Source organism: Cyclobacterium roseum (assembly GCF_010119225.1).
GTDB classification, from domain to species: Bacteria; Bacteroidota; Bacteroidia; order Cytophagales; family Cyclobacteriaceae; genus Cyclobacterium; species Cyclobacterium roseum.
In genome coordinates, this window is the sequence record NZ_WNKF01000020.1 from 13,481 (window position 1) to 29,663 (window position 16,183).

General features: G+C 44.2%; 15 protein-coding genes. 10 read left to right on the plus strand and 5 right to left on the minus strand.

Annotation, left to right across the window (positions count from 1 at the left end):
* Positions 1 to 35: 35 nt before the first annotated feature.
* The 3 genes from GJQ68_RS20215 to GJQ68_RS20225 all read left to right on the plus strand — a co-directional run bounded on the left by GJQ68_RS20215 (position 36) and on the right by GJQ68_RS20225 (position 1,570).
* On the plus strand, positions 36 to 398 hold the full coding sequence (locus GJQ68_RS20215) for a DUF2141 domain-containing protein (protein WP_162419085.1): 363 nt from the start codon (positions 36 to 38) through the stop codon (positions 396 to 398).
* A gap of 2 nt (positions 399 to 400) precedes the next feature.
* On the plus strand, positions 401 to 577 hold the full coding sequence (locus GJQ68_RS20220; RefSeq protein WP_162419086.1) for a hypothetical protein: 177 nt from the start codon (positions 401 to 403) through the stop codon (positions 575 to 577).
* A gap of 153 nt (positions 578 to 730) precedes the next feature.
* Positions 731 to 1,570, plus strand: a complete 840-nt coding sequence (locus GJQ68_RS20225) for a universal stress protein (protein ID WP_162419087.1) — start codon at positions 731 to 733, stop codon at positions 1,568 to 1,570.
* A 59-nt stretch (positions 1,571 to 1,629) separates the two neighbouring features.
* Here GJQ68_RS20225 and GJQ68_RS20230 read toward each other — a convergent pair whose 3' ends face one another.
* Complete coding sequence (locus tag GJQ68_RS20230) at positions 1,630 to 3,357, minus strand: phospho-sugar mutase (RefSeq protein WP_162419088.1); 1,728 nt, start codon at positions 3,355 to 3,357, stop codon at positions 1,630 to 1,632.
* Between the two features lie 202 nt (positions 3,358 to 3,559).
* Between GJQ68_RS20230 and GJQ68_RS20235 the strand changes: the two genes are divergently transcribed.
* Both GJQ68_RS20235 and GJQ68_RS20240 read left to right on the plus strand, forming a co-directional pair.
* Complete coding sequence (locus tag GJQ68_RS20235; protein ID WP_162419089.1) at positions 3,560 to 3,982, plus strand: hypothetical protein; 423 nt, start codon at positions 3,560 to 3,562, stop codon at positions 3,980 to 3,982.
* Positions 3,983 to 4,147: 165 nt separating this feature from the next.
* Positions 4,148 to 5,614: a glycoside hydrolase family 99-like domain-containing protein gene (locus GJQ68_RS20240; RefSeq protein WP_235941818.1), complete on the plus strand. Its 1,467-nt coding sequence runs from the start codon at positions 4,148 to 4,150 to the stop codon at positions 5,612 to 5,614.
* Positions 5,615 to 5,667: 53 nt separating this feature from the next.
* Here GJQ68_RS20240 and trpS read toward each other — a convergent pair whose 3' ends face one another.
* The gene (gene trpS / locus GJQ68_RS20245; RefSeq protein WP_162419091.1) at positions 5,668 to 6,642 is read right to left on the minus strand and encodes a tryptophan--tRNA ligase; all 975 of its coding nucleotides are present in this window, start codon (positions 6,640 to 6,642) and stop codon (positions 5,668 to 5,670) included.
* 69 nt (positions 6,643 to 6,711) lie between these two features.
* Between trpS and GJQ68_RS20250 the strand changes: the two genes are divergently transcribed.
* The 4 genes from GJQ68_RS20250 to GJQ68_RS20265 all read left to right on the plus strand — a co-directional run bounded on the left by GJQ68_RS20250 (position 6,712) and on the right by GJQ68_RS20265 (position 10,953).
* The gene (locus tag GJQ68_RS20250; protein ID WP_162419092.1) at positions 6,712 to 7,809 is read left to right on the plus strand and encodes a DUF1573 domain-containing protein; all 1,098 of its coding nucleotides are present in this window, start codon (positions 6,712 to 6,714) and stop codon (positions 7,807 to 7,809) included.
* 183 nt (positions 7,810 to 7,992) lie between these two features.
* Entirely contained in the window at positions 7,993 to 8,964 is a 972-nt protein-coding gene (locus GJQ68_RS20255; RefSeq protein ID WP_162340400.1) for a tryptophan 2,3-dioxygenase family protein, read from the plus strand.
* A 3-nt stretch (positions 8,965 to 8,967) separates the two neighbouring features.
* Positions 8,968 to 10,557 carry an NAD(P)/FAD-dependent oxidoreductase gene (locus GJQ68_RS20260; protein WP_162419093.1) on the plus strand — a complete coding sequence of 530 codons (1,590 nt, stop codon included), beginning with the start codon at positions 8,968 to 8,970 and terminating at the stop codon, positions 10,555 to 10,557.
* A gap of 21 nt (positions 10,558 to 10,578) precedes the next feature.
* Positions 10,579 to 10,953, plus strand: a complete 375-nt coding sequence (locus GJQ68_RS20265) for a CoA-binding protein (RefSeq protein ID WP_162419094.1) — start codon at positions 10,579 to 10,581, stop codon at positions 10,951 to 10,953.
* On the opposite strand, the gene GJQ68_RS20270 is transcribed toward GJQ68_RS20265, so the two are convergent.
* From GJQ68_RS20270 to GJQ68_RS20280, 3 genes are all read right to left on the minus strand, one after another.
* Positions 10,950 to 11,822 carry a Brp/Blh family beta-carotene 15,15'-dioxygenase gene (locus GJQ68_RS20270; RefSeq protein WP_162419095.1) on the minus strand — a complete coding sequence of 291 codons (873 nt, stop codon included), beginning with the start codon at positions 11,820 to 11,822 and terminating at the stop codon, positions 10,950 to 10,952. The two genes, GJQ68_RS20265 and GJQ68_RS20270, sit on opposite strands and share 4 nt — an antisense overlap.
* Positions 11,809 to 12,975 carry a lycopene cyclase family protein gene (locus tag GJQ68_RS20275; protein ID WP_162419096.1) on the minus strand — a complete coding sequence of 389 codons (1,167 nt, stop codon included), beginning with the start codon at positions 12,973 to 12,975 and terminating at the stop codon, positions 11,809 to 11,811. The genes GJQ68_RS20270 and GJQ68_RS20275 overlap by 14 nt, the downstream gene beginning before the upstream one ends.
* Before the next feature lie 83 nt (positions 12,976 to 13,058).
* Entirely contained in the window at positions 13,059 to 13,811 is a 753-nt protein-coding gene (locus tag GJQ68_RS20280) for a bacteriorhodopsin (protein ID WP_162419097.1), read from the minus strand.
* 372 nt (positions 13,812 to 14,183) lie between these two features.
* Here GJQ68_RS20280 and gyrB point away from each other — a divergent pair, with 372 nt between their 5' ends.
* A complete protein-coding gene (gyrB, locus tag GJQ68_RS20285; RefSeq protein ID WP_162419098.1) occupies positions 14,184 to 16,142 on the plus strand; it encodes a DNA topoisomerase (ATP-hydrolyzing) subunit B in 1,959 nt (652 codons plus the stop codon).
* Positions 16,143 to 16,183 lie beyond the last annotated feature (41 nt).

The window sequence follows — 16,183 nt, forward strand, 5'->3', positions numbered from 1 at the left end:
CATTCGGCATTCTAATGAATAGTGACGGAAAAAAAATGGCGCTTCAAATTACAGTCCTTATCCCAGGGGAAACAGACGGATTGGTTCAGTTATTGGTTTTTGACTCCCCTTCCGGTTTTCCGGATCGTCCCGCCAAGGCCATTCGATCCACGTCAGAACGGATAAAATCTGGGAAGGCGGCATTTCGTTTTGAGGGGTTAAAGGAGGGTTTTTATGCCTTATCTGCCTTTCATGATGCCGACGAAGACGGCAAGATGCGAAAGTCACTTTTCGGCATTCCCAAGGATGCGTATGGCTTTTCCAATGATGCGCGCGAACCCTTTTCCGCCCCGACATTCAAAGACGCTTCTTTTTACCTTCCGGAGACAGGAACTACGGTTGAATTTTCCCTTAAATGATTATGAATAAGTCCCTTCAAATTTCAGTTGCTTCTATTGGTCTGTTGGCAGCCCTCCTGTACATGCTTCATTTTTTCGGTGTGATTTATCACCCCTATATCCCCGCTATTAGTGGAGGCACCGTCATCGCTTCGTATTTGTTCGGGGTGTATGCCAGAAAGAAGCAGGAAAAGGAATAGAAAAGGGACGACAGGTCAGGAGCTAAAAATTGCTGCTGGAATCCTCTTTTATGACGTTTATCATATTCTTCATTGATCGAAGTAAGGAATAATACCCTTTCTGTTTCCTAACTTTAAATCATCAATCAATGCAAACCCTTCAACGAAACGGATATGAAAAAGCTATTGGTTCCCACGGATTTCTCGGCTTATGCCGACGCTGCTCTTGAGTTTGCCACCCAACTGGCCAAAAAGCAGGAAGCTGAAATTTTACTTCTGAATGTAGTTCTGACACCCGTAAACTGGACAAAATTGACCAAAGAGCAGGAAGCGCTCTATCCGGATACGATGGAAGTTATCCACAGGGCAAAAAAAGAATTGGCCGCTAGACTGGCTAAGGTGGAACAAGCGGGCGTAAGGGCCAGTAAATCGATTCATTTTAGCGATGGAAAAGAACGGCTTATTTCGTATTTATCCTCTGAAAAAATCGACCTGGTGGTGATGGGCTCGCATGGTAAGTATGGTTTTAAAGCACATGTTTTGGGTTCTAATACCTACACTGTCCTGAGGAAGGCTGGCATACCGGTTTTTGTGGTAAAACCTGCTAAAGCCCCCTTTAGGTTTAAAAAAGTGGTATTGGCAACTGATTTCAAGGAAGCCTCAGGAAAGGCCTTCCAGACACTTGGAGATACCATTCGTTTTTTGGGAGCTACTCCCGAGGTATTATTTGTAAATACACCGGCTAATTTTATGGAAGATGCTCAAATAAAGCAATTAGGCGAAGAATTTTTAAAAAAGTTCGCCTACTATGCCCATGACATTCATATTTACAGCGCATACAATGTAGAGCGAGGAATCATACAATTTGCACAGGCTGCGGAGCTTGATGCCGTGGCAGTGATTACCCATGGGAAAACGGACTTGCAGCAGTTGTTTTCACCTTCGGTTACCGAAAATCTGGTTACTTACTTGGATAAGCCTGTACTCAGCTTAAATGTAACAGCACTAGAATAATGAAAAGAGCCCCGTAAATTTTTAGGGGCTCTTTTCATAAAGGAACAGAATCGACTCGATTAGCCAAAAAACTGCTTTAGCGATTCAATTTTTTTGTCCAGGGAGGCTTCTGTAGCCCGGTAGGCTTCCCGGTTGGGCAGTTTTTCGTTTACGGAAATATAGTATTTAATCTTTGGTTCTGTACCGGATGGACGTGCAGAAATTTTGCTTCCATCTTCCAGAAAAAACTGTATGACATTTGATTTTTCGAGGTCCAGCGGACGTTCCTTACCCGCTTTCATGTCGTATATTTTACTTTCCTGAACATCGACTATTTTAGCTACTTTGAGGCCATTAATGGAGGTAGGTTTGTTGGTTCGAAAACCTTTCATCAATTCCTGAATTTGCTCCGCACCATCCTTCCCCTTTTTGGTAATGGAGATCAGAGATTCCTTATAAAAACCATATTTGACGTAAATCTCGGACAAAACATCGATCAGACTCATTCCTTTTTGCCGGTAATAGGCTACGATTTCTGCCACCATGGCGCAGGCGGAGACACCATCTTTATCCCGAACAAAATCTCCGATCAGGAAACCATAACTCTCTTCGCCTCCGGCAATGAATTCTTTTTCCCCCTCGTTGGCCAGAATTACGGATGCGATGTTTTTAAACCCGGTTAACACATCGTAATAATCCACGTCAAAATCCCTGCTAATGACCCCCAGTAAATCTGTGGTAACAATGGTACTTACGGTAAATTGCTTGCCGGTAAGCCGGCCTTGTTCCCGATAAAGATTCAGGAGGTAATAGATGATAATGGCTCCGGTTTGGTTGCCATTTAATAGTTCAAAGTCACCTTTTTCGTTGGGTATGACAGCAGCATATCGGTCACCATCCGGGTCGCAAGCCAGCACCAATTCGGCTTTAACCTCCCTGGCCAGTTGGATGGAAAGATTCAGTGCCTCCGCCTCTTCCGGATTGGGGTATTTTACAGTTGGAAAGGTGCCATCGGGCTCAATTTGTTCTTTGACTACATGTATGTTTTCAAAGCCAAATACCTTCAGCGCTGCCGGGACCATCTTGCCGGAAGCCCCGTGGATTGGGGAAAAGACAATGGTCATGTCTTTTTCAACAATGTTATTTTGAGGGGATAAACTGAGCTTCTTTACTTCATTCAGGTAAATTAAATCAAAATCCTCTTCGATATATTCTATGAGCTGGTCATTTTTGTCCCAGTTGACATCGTCTATGGATTTTATTTTCAGGACCTCGGTAATGATGTTCTTATCATGGGGAGCCACCACTTGTCCCCCGTCATCCCAGTACACTTTGTAACCATTGTATTCTTTAGGATTATGGGATGCGGTGACCATCACCCCACTTTTGCAGCCATAGTGTCGAATGGCGAAGGAAAGCATGGGGGTGGGGCGCATGTCCCGGAAATAGCGAACGCCTATTCCATTTGCCGTGAGTACATTGGCCGTCGTTTCGGCAAACAAGGTGTTATTGATGCGGGAATCATGGGTAATGGCAACCCGGATCTCCTCACTAGGAAAGTTATTTTTAAGGTAATTGGCCAATCCCTGTGTTGCCATTCCGATGGTATACACGTTTATGCGATTGGATCCAATGCCCATTACTCCTCTCAGTCCTCCCGTACCGAATTCCAGGTCCCGGTAAAAAGAGTCAATCAACTCGGTAGGATCATCCGAATCTAGCAATGTTTGTATTTCTGCTTTACTCTGGGCATCCAGTTTGCTATTAAGCCAGGATTGGGCCTTACTGATGATGGCTGCATCTGTCATGGGTAAAAAAAGTTTTTTTGGTTTATAATTGAATGCCAAAATATAAGCATTAATATGGATTTCCGCCTACTTTGATTCCTGAATTTTGAATGGGAGTGGGCAGAAGATGGGGCTTTTCCAATTTTTAAATGCCCTTGTTGGAATATGTGCCCATATTCTCTACCTTCATATTTTCAAACACGCAAAACAGCTTTTAGCCTTTATGGATTTTGATAAACTTGACAAAGAACTTTCTGCAATCGTAGAGTTACGCATTCGTTTGAGTAGTATCACTTATGCAGATCCGGATTATGATGAAATCGAAGAAGAACTTCACGATCTGGAGGACACGCTAAATGAGCAATATGGTGATGAACTGGAGAGTAAGTTAGAAGAGATCTATGCTACCCTGGCTTCTGATAATGACGTATTGCTGCCCTCGGCCTATCTGGCTAATAAATACATACCCATGCAGCCCGATGCCAGGGGAGTGGTCACTTATGATGTACAGGGGCCGGAAGGGGTGCCGGTCGAATCCGAGCAGTTTGACGGGCAGGATGTGAGAATCGCCCTGGTGCCTAATCCCGCCCGTTTCGTTATGGTAATCAATGGGCGTCCCCTCAAAGACCTTTGGCGGTCAAGATAGGGGAGGGCTCAAAAGCAGGCCATTTGACGTTTTGTTGAGGGTTTAACAATTGTATATATAGATACTCCTAATTAAATGCTTGCTACTGTCCGGATTTTTATTCTTTGGGTTTTTCTAATTCCGATTTTTTCCGGATGTCAGAGCTTTCTTACTAATCGGAAAGGCATGGAAGCTTCAGCGGCTGCTACCAACGAAGTACTGGAAGCAGCGGCAATTCAAAATTCAGCTTCGTTTAATGTCGGTATTTTTTATATGCCTTCCTGGAATGTATCCGGAAATGAAAAACAAGATGTGGATAGTTTTTGGTCCTGTATACAGGGCAGGGAGAATTGTAGGTTTCTGACTGACAAAAGTGCCTGGGGTCCGCGTGGGAGAATTTACAATTCCAGTTTTCCCTATGAAGGCCCCTACCTGGATAAAAAACCCATAGAAGCACTGAAGGGGTTTTACAAGAGAGATGACCCGGAAGTTGCTCGAAAACAGTTGGATTACATGTATGATTATGGCATTGATTTTTTTGCCTATAATTGGTTTTTTGGCAGGCATTATTATTACCACAAAGACTTTGCTCCTCAGGCCAGGGTGTATTACCCGGATAAGTGGCCGACGGACCAGTCACGGGATGGCAGGGTAGCGGTGCCAGGTGTGGAAGAATGGAATGACCCACTGGAGGTTTTATTAGAGGAGAATGCCAAAAGACCTAAAAATAAGCAACTGAAATTTGCCTTAAACTGGTGTGACGACAGTGAGCACCGATGGACCCAGTGGCTACGCATGGCCTCTCCTCAAAACATCAATTCGCGCATCAATTATCCGGGAGAAACCCCTGATAAGGAACTGTACCTGAGAGTTCACGATAAAATCACCCTGCTTTGGATAGATAAGTATTTTCATCGGGATGATTACCTGAAGGACGAAACCGGAAGGCCTGTCGTCTACTTTTATTTTCCCCATGACACGGAAGCCCGGGCAAGTTATTACGGCATTGGATTGGATGATTTAATCGAAAGGTCCCAAGATTTGGTGAAAGAAGCGGGATTTTCCGGAGTGAAATTTATTGCCGTGACCTCCGGAGCCATGACCACTTCCCAAAAAGCCTACGCCATGCCGACCTCCTGGAAGCCACTGGATCCAAAGCAACCCTGGCTGGGAGGGGAATATGCAGATCGCTTGCTTTTTCAGGATTATGTTCCGCGATTAAAAGCGTTGGGATTTGATGGGATGACGGCATATATGTATCATGATTTTTACGATCAGGATAATACAAGTTATGCGGATATGCGGAAAACCTATCAGGGACACTGGGGCAAATGGTCCAATTATTTTAAAAATGACAGCGAATTTGACTATCAGGTGCCGGTAGCAATGGGTTGGGACCGTAGACCGGCGGGAGGAACCTGGCCACAGCGAACCGGCTTTCCAAGTGAGCCTTCAAAGGACAGGGTTATATCAGATAAATCATCCTTTAAGGCCAAACTTACAGCTGCTAAAAAGGTGCTGGATGCAAATCGGGCAACAAACGGAAATACCTTGATGGTTTGCTGCTGGAATGAATACCTGGAGGGCAATCATATCGAACCAACGGTGGGACATGGGTTTGATTACCTGGAGGCGATTAGGGAGCTTTTTTAATTTACCTAAGGGGAGTACTCCCCAAGTCTGAAGGATGCTTTTTATTATAATGCTTACTTGAATCCCAGGCGGTTCCTGATTTTATTTAATAAAACCATAGCGGCAGAGCGGGCCTTCTTTTCTCCTGCTTCTAGCCTGGCCTCCAGTTCGCGAGGGTGGCTCATGTAATAATTAAACGTCTCTCTTTCTTTTTGGTATTTATCCAGAATCAAGCCCATGAGTTCTTTTTTTGCATGGCCGTATCCAAAATTCCCTCCAAGGTAGCTTTTTCTTAACGTTTCAATCCGAGGTTTTTCAGCGATCAAGCTATATAAGGCAAATACATTACAGGTGTCCGGATTTTTAGGTTCTTCCAGTGGCGTGCTATCTGTAACGATGGTATTGATGTTTTTTTTCAGTTGTTTCTCGGGTAAAAAAATATCGATGTAGTTATGGTAGGATTTACTCATCTTTTGCCCGTCCGTACCTGGAATTGTTTTCACTTCTTCCGAGATTTTTGCTTCGGGTATGGTTAAGAGGTCTTCCCCAATCCGATGGTTGAAGGTGTTGGCTATATCTCTTGAAATTTCCAGGTGTTGGAGTTGATCTTTTCCTACCGGTACCAGATCCGCCTCGTAAAGCAAAATATCTGCTGCCATCAGAACCGGATAGGTAAATAGCCCCGCATTTACATCTGCCAGCCTGTCCGATTTGTCTTTGAAGCTATGGGCATTTGCTAACATGGGAAAGGGAGTAAAACAGCTCAGGTACCAGGTGAGTTCGGTAACTTCCGGGATACGGGATTGGCGGTAAAAGACCGTCTTTTCGATATCCAAACCAAACGCCAACCAAGCCGCAGCCACTGCATTTACATTTTCGATACGTTCTGCGGCATCTTTGATGGTGGTCAGGGAATGAAAATCCGCAATAAATATAAAAGATTCGTTATTGTCTTTATTGATGAGGTCTATAGCCGGCTGGATGGCGCCTAACACGTTACCCAAATGAGGTTTTCCCGAACTCTGAATTCCTGTCAATACTCTTGCCATTGCTGTATTTTTGACGCAAATTAAGCAATTAAAGGAATAATATGTGGAAATTTGACGTTATTTGCAGGTATGAAGAGGACAATATTTTTATTGGGTATGTGCGGTTTTTTGTTTTCTTGTTCTGAGGATGTTAATAGTCAGGACGTTGCAGGAACTGGTCTGGCTTGGGAAGAAAACCTCCAATCGCTGGGTGCGGTGCTGGCGGAAAACGGTGAGGCGACCGCAAGTTTTTATTTTGTAAACAAGACCGATTCCTCGGCCTACATCAAGTCGGTGGAAACGGACTGTGGCTGTACTGTGGCGCAATATTCCAATGATACCCTTGCTCCCGGCAAGGTAGGATTGGTGAAAATCAACTATGATCCGCAATCCCGCGGTGGATCCTTCTCAAAAATGATCCTGGTTCGTACCAACGTGGATCCGCAAGGGGATTCCTTGTTCTTGGAAGGGGTTAATGTGCCTTATCCGCAAAATCCGGAAAACCACTATGAGGTTCGAAAAAATGGGCTTGGCTTCGTGTTTAAGGTAAATAATCTAGGCACCTTATTCACTGATGAGCCTAAAACGAAATACTTGGATTTTTTTAATTTCAATGATTTTCCGATTCAGCTAAATCAGATTCAAGAGCATCTTCCCGAATACATAGAGGCGCAAATGCATCCGAATATGGTGCAGGGTAACACCAGAGGAGTGCTGGCCATTACCTTCGATACCGCTAAAAAGAATGAGCTGGGCTTTATGGAAGAAGAATTTCGACTTGCTTTCCTTTCATCCGAGCGCTTCGAACTTCCCATCAGGCTGATGGCGACCGTACACGAGCACTTCGATCCGGTTCCGGTGGATCAGGTAGATCAGGTACCCAAATTAGACATTAGCGAGAGGGAGGTAGACTTGGGGAAAATCAGTTCCGGGAATACCCTATCTAAAGCGATTTCCCTACAGAATACAGGTTCCCAACCTCTAAATATCAGAAAGGTGGTATCCAATTGCGATTGCCTACGCTTTGAAATACCGGCCTACGACTTGAAAGCCGGAGCTGAAATCGAATTGAAGTTCACATTTGATCCGAAGGGAAGAAGAGGAATTGATCATAAGACCCTAACGTTTTTTAGCAATGATCCCTTGAACCCTACCCAAACGGTTGTCATAAAAAGCCGGATTGACTAAAAATTGGTTTGGTTTGCGGGTATCTGAAAAGGGTCAGATGGCCTGATCAATGGAAGTCTTGGGCTAATTTGGTGGTCAAATTTGTTATTTTGCAGATAATAGCAGAATTTTAACTCCCCGGAACCAAATCTTTTTTGGTTCCTCGCCAAGAATAATCAAAAGAAGCGTTACCGCCATACCTGCATGGAACAAGAGTATCCCAAAAAAGAAATCATAGAAAAAATTAAACTGCTGGAAGAGAAATTTCGATCTTCCGGTCAGGATTTATCTTCTTACCTGGAGGGGTTGCTTCACGCCGACTACCTAAACTACTGGGACTATATCAATCTGGATACCTTGCTTACCTTACAGCAGCCCCGTACCTCTTTCAGGGATGAAAAGATCTTTATTGTGTACCATCAGATTACGGAGTTGTACTTCAATCTCATTCTTTGGGAATTGGAACAAATGGCAGCAGAAAAAGAAATTAGCCTCTCTTTTTTCAAGGCCAGGCTGAAACGCGTGATCATGTATTTCGATTTGTTGATCGCTTCCTTTGCCGTGATGTGGAAGGGTATGGAGCGCGAGCAGTTTATGAAATTTCGCATGTCGCTGTTACCGGCCAGTGGATTTCAAAGTGCCCAATACCGGATGATCGAAATCATGTGTACCGACATCCAGAATTTAGTGTACCTGGAGGCCAGGGAGGATTACAAGGACATCAACCTGACCAGTATTGATTCGCTTTTCGATATTCTGTATTGGCAATACGGTGCCAAGGAACTGGCTACCGGAGAAAAGACACTAACACTCAAATCGTTTGAACAAAAATACGGTCCCACACTCAAAGAGCTTATAGGCAAATTCAGGAAAAATAACCTTTGGAAAAAATACCTTTACCTATCTGAAAAGGATGAAGCCCTCACCGATCTAATGCGGGAACTGGATGAAAAGGCGAATGTTTACTGGCCCTTGGCGCATTATAAATCAGCGGTTAAATACCTCCAAAAAGATCCTATGGATATAGCCGCTACGGGTGGAACCAATTGGCAGAAATTTCTTCCTCCCCGATTTCAAAAGGTAATTTTTTATCCCGAACTATGGACGGACTCGGAAATGGATAACTGGGGGAAAAATTGGGTGGAAAAAGAGTTGTTGGGTGGTGTTTCCGGCTAAGTAATGAGAAAGGAACTAACGCTGGTACTCAGCCCGGAGGAAGCCTATCAGGACGCGGTTTTTCGTCAGGTAGTAGCCAAAGAAGCGGGTTTTGCTGATGATACGGAAGGGCTCATCATACGCCCCCTCCGAAGGTCCATTGATGCCAGAAGCCGAAGGGTGAAAATCAATGTGACGGTGGAAGTCTTTTCCGGAGAAAAGCCCCCTCCGATAATAGAAGCAGGAAAAACGTATCCCAATGTGCGAAACGCCGATCCGGTCGTGATCGTGGGAGCAGGACCGGCTGGCTTATTTGCAGCGTTGAGAGCCATTGAGCTGGGGGTGAAGCCCATCATTCTGGAACGGGGAAAAGATGTGCGTTCCCGAAGGCGGGATCTTGCCGCCCTGAACAAGCATCATTTGGTGGACCCCGATTCCAACTATTGTTTTGGAGAAGGAGGCGCAGGGACTTATTCAGATGGTAAGTTATACACCCGTTCAAAAAAGAGGGGGGATATCCGCAGAATCATGGAGATCCTCGTTTCCCATGGCGCCAAAGAAGAAATTCTCGTAGATGCCCACCCCCATATTGGTACCAATAAATTGCCTGCACTGGTGGTAAATCTTCGGCAAAGTATTCTGGATGCCGGAGGGGAAATTTATTTTGAGACCAAGGTATCGGATTTGATTCTGGAAAGGGATACCATTCGGGGAGTCCTTACCGCGGGCGGAGAAAAGGTTTTAGGCATAGGAGTCATTCTCGCCACCGGGCATTCCGCCCGAGACATTTTTCACCTGTTGGCAAAGCGGCAGGTATTTATTGAACCAAAGCCTTTTGCTTTGGGAGTAAGAGTGGAGCACGATCAAAATCTGATTGATAAAATTCAATACCATTGTCCGGTGGATAGGGGAAGTTTTTTACCCCCTGCGTCCTACAGCCTTGTCCAACAAACGATGTTGGAAGGAAAGCAGCGAGGGGTGTTCTCATTCTGCATGTGTCCCGGGGGATTTATTGTGCCGGCGGCAACCTCACCCGGTGAGATAGTAGTCAATGGAATGAGTCCCAGCCGTAGAGACGGGAAATTTGCGAACTCGGGTATGGTGGTAGCGGTAGAACTGGAGGATCTGGACGGGTACCATCAGCACGGACCGCTGGCAGCAATGGTTTTTCAGCAGGAAGTGGAGCAGGCTGCATGGGTCGCTGCCGGGAAAACGCAGGCGGCTCCGGCTCAGCGAATGGAAGATTTTGTGAGAAGTAAGGAAAGTAAGCAACTGTTGGCCAGCTCCTACCAGCCGGGTCTCCAAAGTACGGACATGCATGCGCTTCTACCGGCCTTCGTCAGCAAAAGGTTGAAAATGGCTTTACCATTAATGGATCAGCGGATGAAAGGGTATTTTACCAATGAAGCCCAGTTGATTGGGATTGAAAGCAGAACCTCTTCTCCGGTCAGGATTCCGCGGGATAAGCAGCTCTTAGAGCATCCCCAAATTCACCGCCTTTACCCTTGTGGTGAAGGTGCTGGCTACGCAGGAGGCATCGTCTCGGCAGCAATGGATGGCGAACGATGTGCGGAAATGCTTGTGGCCAAATACCACCGAACCAGATTGGCCTGAATGTTGGGGTAAAAATAAGGTATGGAAGAAAATAAAAAGACAGTTATTCTCGGTGCCAGTCCGAATACCTCCCGGTATGCCTATGCGGCGGCCAGAATGCTTAGGGAAAACGAGGTTCCTTTTGTGCCTGTCGGTATCAAAAAAGGGCAGGTACTAGGTGAAGAAATTCTAAATCTTCGGGAAAAGCCTAAAATAGAGGGTGTTCACACACTGACCTTGTATATCGGCCCCCAAAATCAACCAGAATGGTACGACTACCTGATTTCCCTCCAACCGGAACGAATCATTTTTAATCCGGGAACAGAAAATCCGGAATTCTATGCCCTGGCGAAAAGCCAAGGGATCGAAGTATTGAATGCCTGTAATTTGGTAATGTTGAGCACGGGCCAATTTTAATCCTTATCGGATTCAAGGAATCGATTCATATACCAGACATGTGGGGCGGAAATAAGGGAGATTAAAACAAAAAACACGAAGATGATTTCCTCTACTTCGCTGCTTTTATAAAGGAAGGCGATTATCAATGCCATCCCTGCCAGGCTTAGCGTGGTAAACGGTATCATCCTGGAGATAAAACTTTTAAGTTTGTTTTTTCCAAAGTGTTTTTTCAAAGCTTGGAATTCTTCGCTCATACTGGGAAGGGCGTGCCAAAATCCAAAGTAGATTATAAAAGCCATCAGAAGGGGCAATTGGTAAAGTAATAGCCCCAGGCCCACCATTTCTACCGGAAAAAACAGCCATTTTCCTGACCTGTTCCGAAAAAACAGGAAGTTGCTTATCAGAAAACTTCCAGAGATGATATACCAACCAATGGATTTAAACGCCGCAATCGTTGCTATTTCCTCAAGGATTTTGCCCGTCTCATCGAAACTACCCCACAAGATCACACTTAGGTAAAAAAGACCGGTAAAAAAGTAGGTAGCTTTTTTATGGTACGTTAAGGGGGTTTGGATAAAATGACTTTGCCCAAAATGATACGCAGACATGATAATAAAAGCAATTAATGCCGGTATGGGTAAAAGAATCCAAAGCGATAGATAAGCGAAAATGATCGCCAGGTATTTAAGGATGAAACGGATTAGGTTCTCTCTATTGATCCTGGGATTAGCAAGCAGATGATCCAAAGATCCATGGGGAATGCCCACCGTCACTAATACTAAGCCGATAAGAATCCATTCAAACGTCTCGTTTCCTTGAAAGAAAACCAGGTATGCCAAAGCAATAAAAACCCCCAGTACCTTACCGCTATTTTCAATGTTTCTCAAAACGAAGTAGGGATTTAATAAAAATGGAAAATTTTAATCTGGAAAGAAGCTTGAGTTCATGAATAAAACTGGTTTCTTCATTTAGAAATCGCAATATTTCGGGTCCGGAATTTTTTTCAAAAAGGTTGAAAAAAACTCGAGGGAGCTCATGGGGCCATTTTTTTGCAATGTTAAGAATGATATTATCGTAAAACGAGAATCTTTTTTTCCTATTAAATATCAGGCTTGCTTGATCGGGTTTACTTTCAAGTGCTCTAACGATGGATGCACAGTGTTTTTGGATGGTATGAAAGGTGTAGCCGGTACTCGGTTTACTGCACCCCGCCAACGTTCCCAAATGGGTGATGTTTGGATGCTTGATTTTACTGAAAGCATAGGTGGTCATCGGAATACTTCCCGCTTCCTTGAAGGAAATTTCAATAGGTTCTTGACCCAATCGTTGTGAAATATAGCGTTGTAAAGCAAATTCCATCTTTTGAGCATCCAAATGCTCCGTTGTAAACACCGTGTACTCTATCAAAGCTTCCGTTGGTGAAAAGGGTAACAAATAAAAAAAATCGGTGTCACCATTCGAATTGCCTAAAAAGTTCATCAACACAGCAGTGTCCGTTTCAAAGCAGGTGTTCTGGGTTTTCACTCGCCAACCCAGGAAAACCTGCCTGAGGATTCTGTTTTTTTCAGGTAATAGGGGACCATTAGGGATGCTATTAAAGATTTTTTGGCCGAAGTAGGTTCCATTTCCCAGGGTATTGACTGACACACTGGTAGCGTTATTGTTTTCAATGGAAGAAACCGAATCCACAACGAAATGCACGTTGGGAAACAAGCCGATTCGTTGTTTGATTTCCGAATAAAAGTCAGAAGATTTAATGTGAAAATAGTTGAGCGAACCGAGTTGTTTTTTCAACGTTTTTTTTCCGATACTGATGCTGATGTTCTGCCAGGATACAATCGGGGAATTCTTTGGGTGAATGGAAAGCGGCTTTTCTGCCCAATAGCACCAGGTACGGTCGTTGGTGTTTTTATTGGAACTGTCAATTATCAGAATCCGACTATTTTTGAATTGACTGTCCAGTAGGTGATAGACGAAACTCATTCCGGCACAGCCAAATCCTGTAATAATAAAATCGTAGGTTGAATTGGGAGTGCTCATGGGTACGGACCTTAGGGTAGCTTATTTCAAGCTTATAAGACAAAAACAAACTGCCCCAGTAGAATAGGGCAGTTTGTAATATTTTAGGCAGCTACTGCTTTTCTGTTTTTCGCCGTTTCAGCGATGGCTACGGAGTAGATCACCAAACCGAAACCGATTTTGTTAATGGCATCGGCCAGGTTGTAAAACAAATCAATGCTACTTACTTCAAAAGCTCCTGATAATAAGTTTCCTGGTAATACCATGTACCCAATTGGATAAATCGACCATCCCAAGGTGATGAAAATCTTCAAAAGAAACATCGCCTTACTTAAGGCAGGGCTTTGAGAAGTTTTAGCCAACTTCGCCACATCTCCTGCAAATACTTCATAGACGATATACAAATACCCCAGCGTGGAAAGGATGCCCCACATAACGTTATTCTCAATTCCTGAAGTTTCCCCGATAAATCCTGTCACCAGCATGATTAAAGAAGCGACGATTAATTTGAACAAGGTACCTCCCTTAGCTCCGAAAGGCTTGGTAAGTAAATAAAACTCCACACACATCAAAGGGACTGTCAAGGTCCAATCTACGTAGCGGAATGCCGTGGGGCTTTGTCCCGTTTCCAGGTAAAAGTCCCTCATGTAATAATAGTGGACGGCAGCAATACCCGTGATGAGTGCTGATACCAAAAGAGATGTTTTCCACTTTCCATCCACAGATCCTCTTTCGACAATAAAAAAGATTGCAGAAGCAAACATGGCCATGTAGCCAATAAAGAAGGTGATGGCTACCGGGTCGCTGTTAATGATCTTTTCCAAACCGACCAAATCAGCAGTTAATACAGAGTTCATAACGTTTTTTTAAGGTGAAATTTAAATAAAATAAATCCAACAAAATTCTAATGTGGACAACTTTGACAGAATAAAGTTTGTTTAAATTTTAATTAGATAACCTAAACAAATGCATGTAAAATACTGAAAAATAGTAGTGAACTGTTGAAAATAGTCAAGGGTTTTACAGGGCCTGGCTACGTTCCTGTCCGGTATTTTGAAATAAAATTTTTTGATGGGCATTAATGGATTATGGGGCTTGTATTTAGTTTAAAGCTCAATTTACTTCTTCAAAAAGCTGGGTGCTATCGATTTTTTTTCGTAATATTGCAGGTTGATTATTGAATGAAAAAACTGCTTTTTAATTTAAAAAAAGGGCATTTGTAATAGGTTATGAGCGAAAAAAAAGAAGGAAATCGGAACGATTATTCGGCCCAAAATATTCAGGTTTTAGAAGGGTTGGAAGCGGTCAGGAAGAGGCCTGCCATGTACATCGGAGACATTGGGGTGAAGGGTCTTCATCATTTGATTTGGGAGGTAGTAGATAATTCCATAGATGAAGCCCTCGCCGGTCATTGCGATTCCATTTTCGTGACCATCGAGGAGGACAATTCGGTTACGGTTAAAGATAACGGAAGAGGAATCCCAACCGAGGTTCATACTAAAGAAAATCGCTCAGCCCTGGAAGTGGTAATGACGGTCCTTCATGCCGGAGGGAAATTTGACAAAGATACTTACAAAGTTTCCGGGGGACTACACGGAGTAGGCGTTTCTTGCGTGAATGCGCTTTCGTCTTCACTGAAAGCCACCGTCCATAGGGAAGGAAAAATATTTGAGCAGGAATACATTCGGGGAGTACCCCAATTCCCGGTACGTGAAATTGGAACTACTGAAAGCAGGGGCACACACATTCATTTTAAGCCGGATCACGAGATTTTTCAAGTCCTTGATTTCAAGTACGATACCATTGCAACGCGCCTGAGGGAAATGTCGTTTTTGAATGCGGGAATCCGTATTTATTTAAACGACCTGAGAGAAAAAGACGAAGAGGGGAATTATCGTTCAGACGAGTTTTTTTCCGAGGGAGGTCTGGTTGAATTTGTGGAATACCTGGATGAAAACAAGCAAAAAATCATCGAGTCGCCGATTTACATTGAGACCGAAAAGAACGGAGTTCCGGTACAAGTGGCGATGGGATATAACAATTCATACACCGAAAATGTGGTGTCCTATGTGAATACCATCAATACTTATGAGGGGGGCACCCATGTGTCCGGCTTCAGACGTGCCTTGACACGAACCCTAAAAAGCTATGCCGATAAATCAGGTATGCTAGACAAGGTGAAGTTAGAAATTTCCGGAGACGATTTCAGGGAAGGCCTCACGGCAGTTATATCTGTGAAAGTGGCGGAGCCTCAGTTTGAAGGGCAGACCAAAACAAAGTTGGGAAACTCAGATGTTACCGGGGCGGTAGATGGTGCTGTTTCCGAAACCCTTCAATTTTGGTTGGAAGAGCACCCGAAGGAAGCTAAGATTATTGTTGGAAAAGTCGTTCTTGCGGCCCAGGCACGGCATGCTGCCAAAAAAGCCCGGGAAATGGTCCAACGGAAAAATGTACTTGGTGGAGGAGGGTTGCCGGGTAAGCTGGCGGATTGCGCTAATTCGGATCCCACGGTTTGTGAACTCTACCTGGTGGAGGGCGACTCAGCCGGTGGTTCTGCCAAACAAGGTAGGGACCGGGACTTTCAGGCCATTTTACCATTAAAAGGAAAGATTTTGAACGTGGAGAAAGCCCACGAACATAAGATTTACGATAATGAGGAGATAAAAAATATCCTGACAGCACTGGGAGTTAAATTTGGGACCGTCAATGATGAAAAAGAGTTGGACTTGTCCCATCTGCGGTATCATAAGATCATCATTATGACGGATGCCGATATTGATGGCTCGCATATCCGGACCCTGATACTAACCTTGTTTTTCAGATACATGCGAAACTTAATTGAAAATGGTTATGTGTACATTGCCCTTCCTCCTTTGTATTTGCTAAAAAGAGGAAAGGAAGAAAAGTATTGCTGGACGGAAGATGAGCGGAAACGGGTCACTCAGGAATTAGCTCCGGACGGCAAGATAGATAGTGTGGGGATCCAGCGATACAAGGGTTTGGGAGAAATGAATCCGGAGCAGCTATGGACCACCACTATGGATCCGGAGACACGAACGCTGAAGCAGGTGACCATTGATTCGGCTGCAGAGGCGGACCATTTGTTTAGCATGCTGATGGGAGATGAAGTAGCTCCAAGGAGAGACTTTATAGAGAAAAATGCGAAATACGCTAAGATTGATACCTAATCCGTTTCGGAATGCGTTCTGTCAATAAAAAAGAGGGCGTT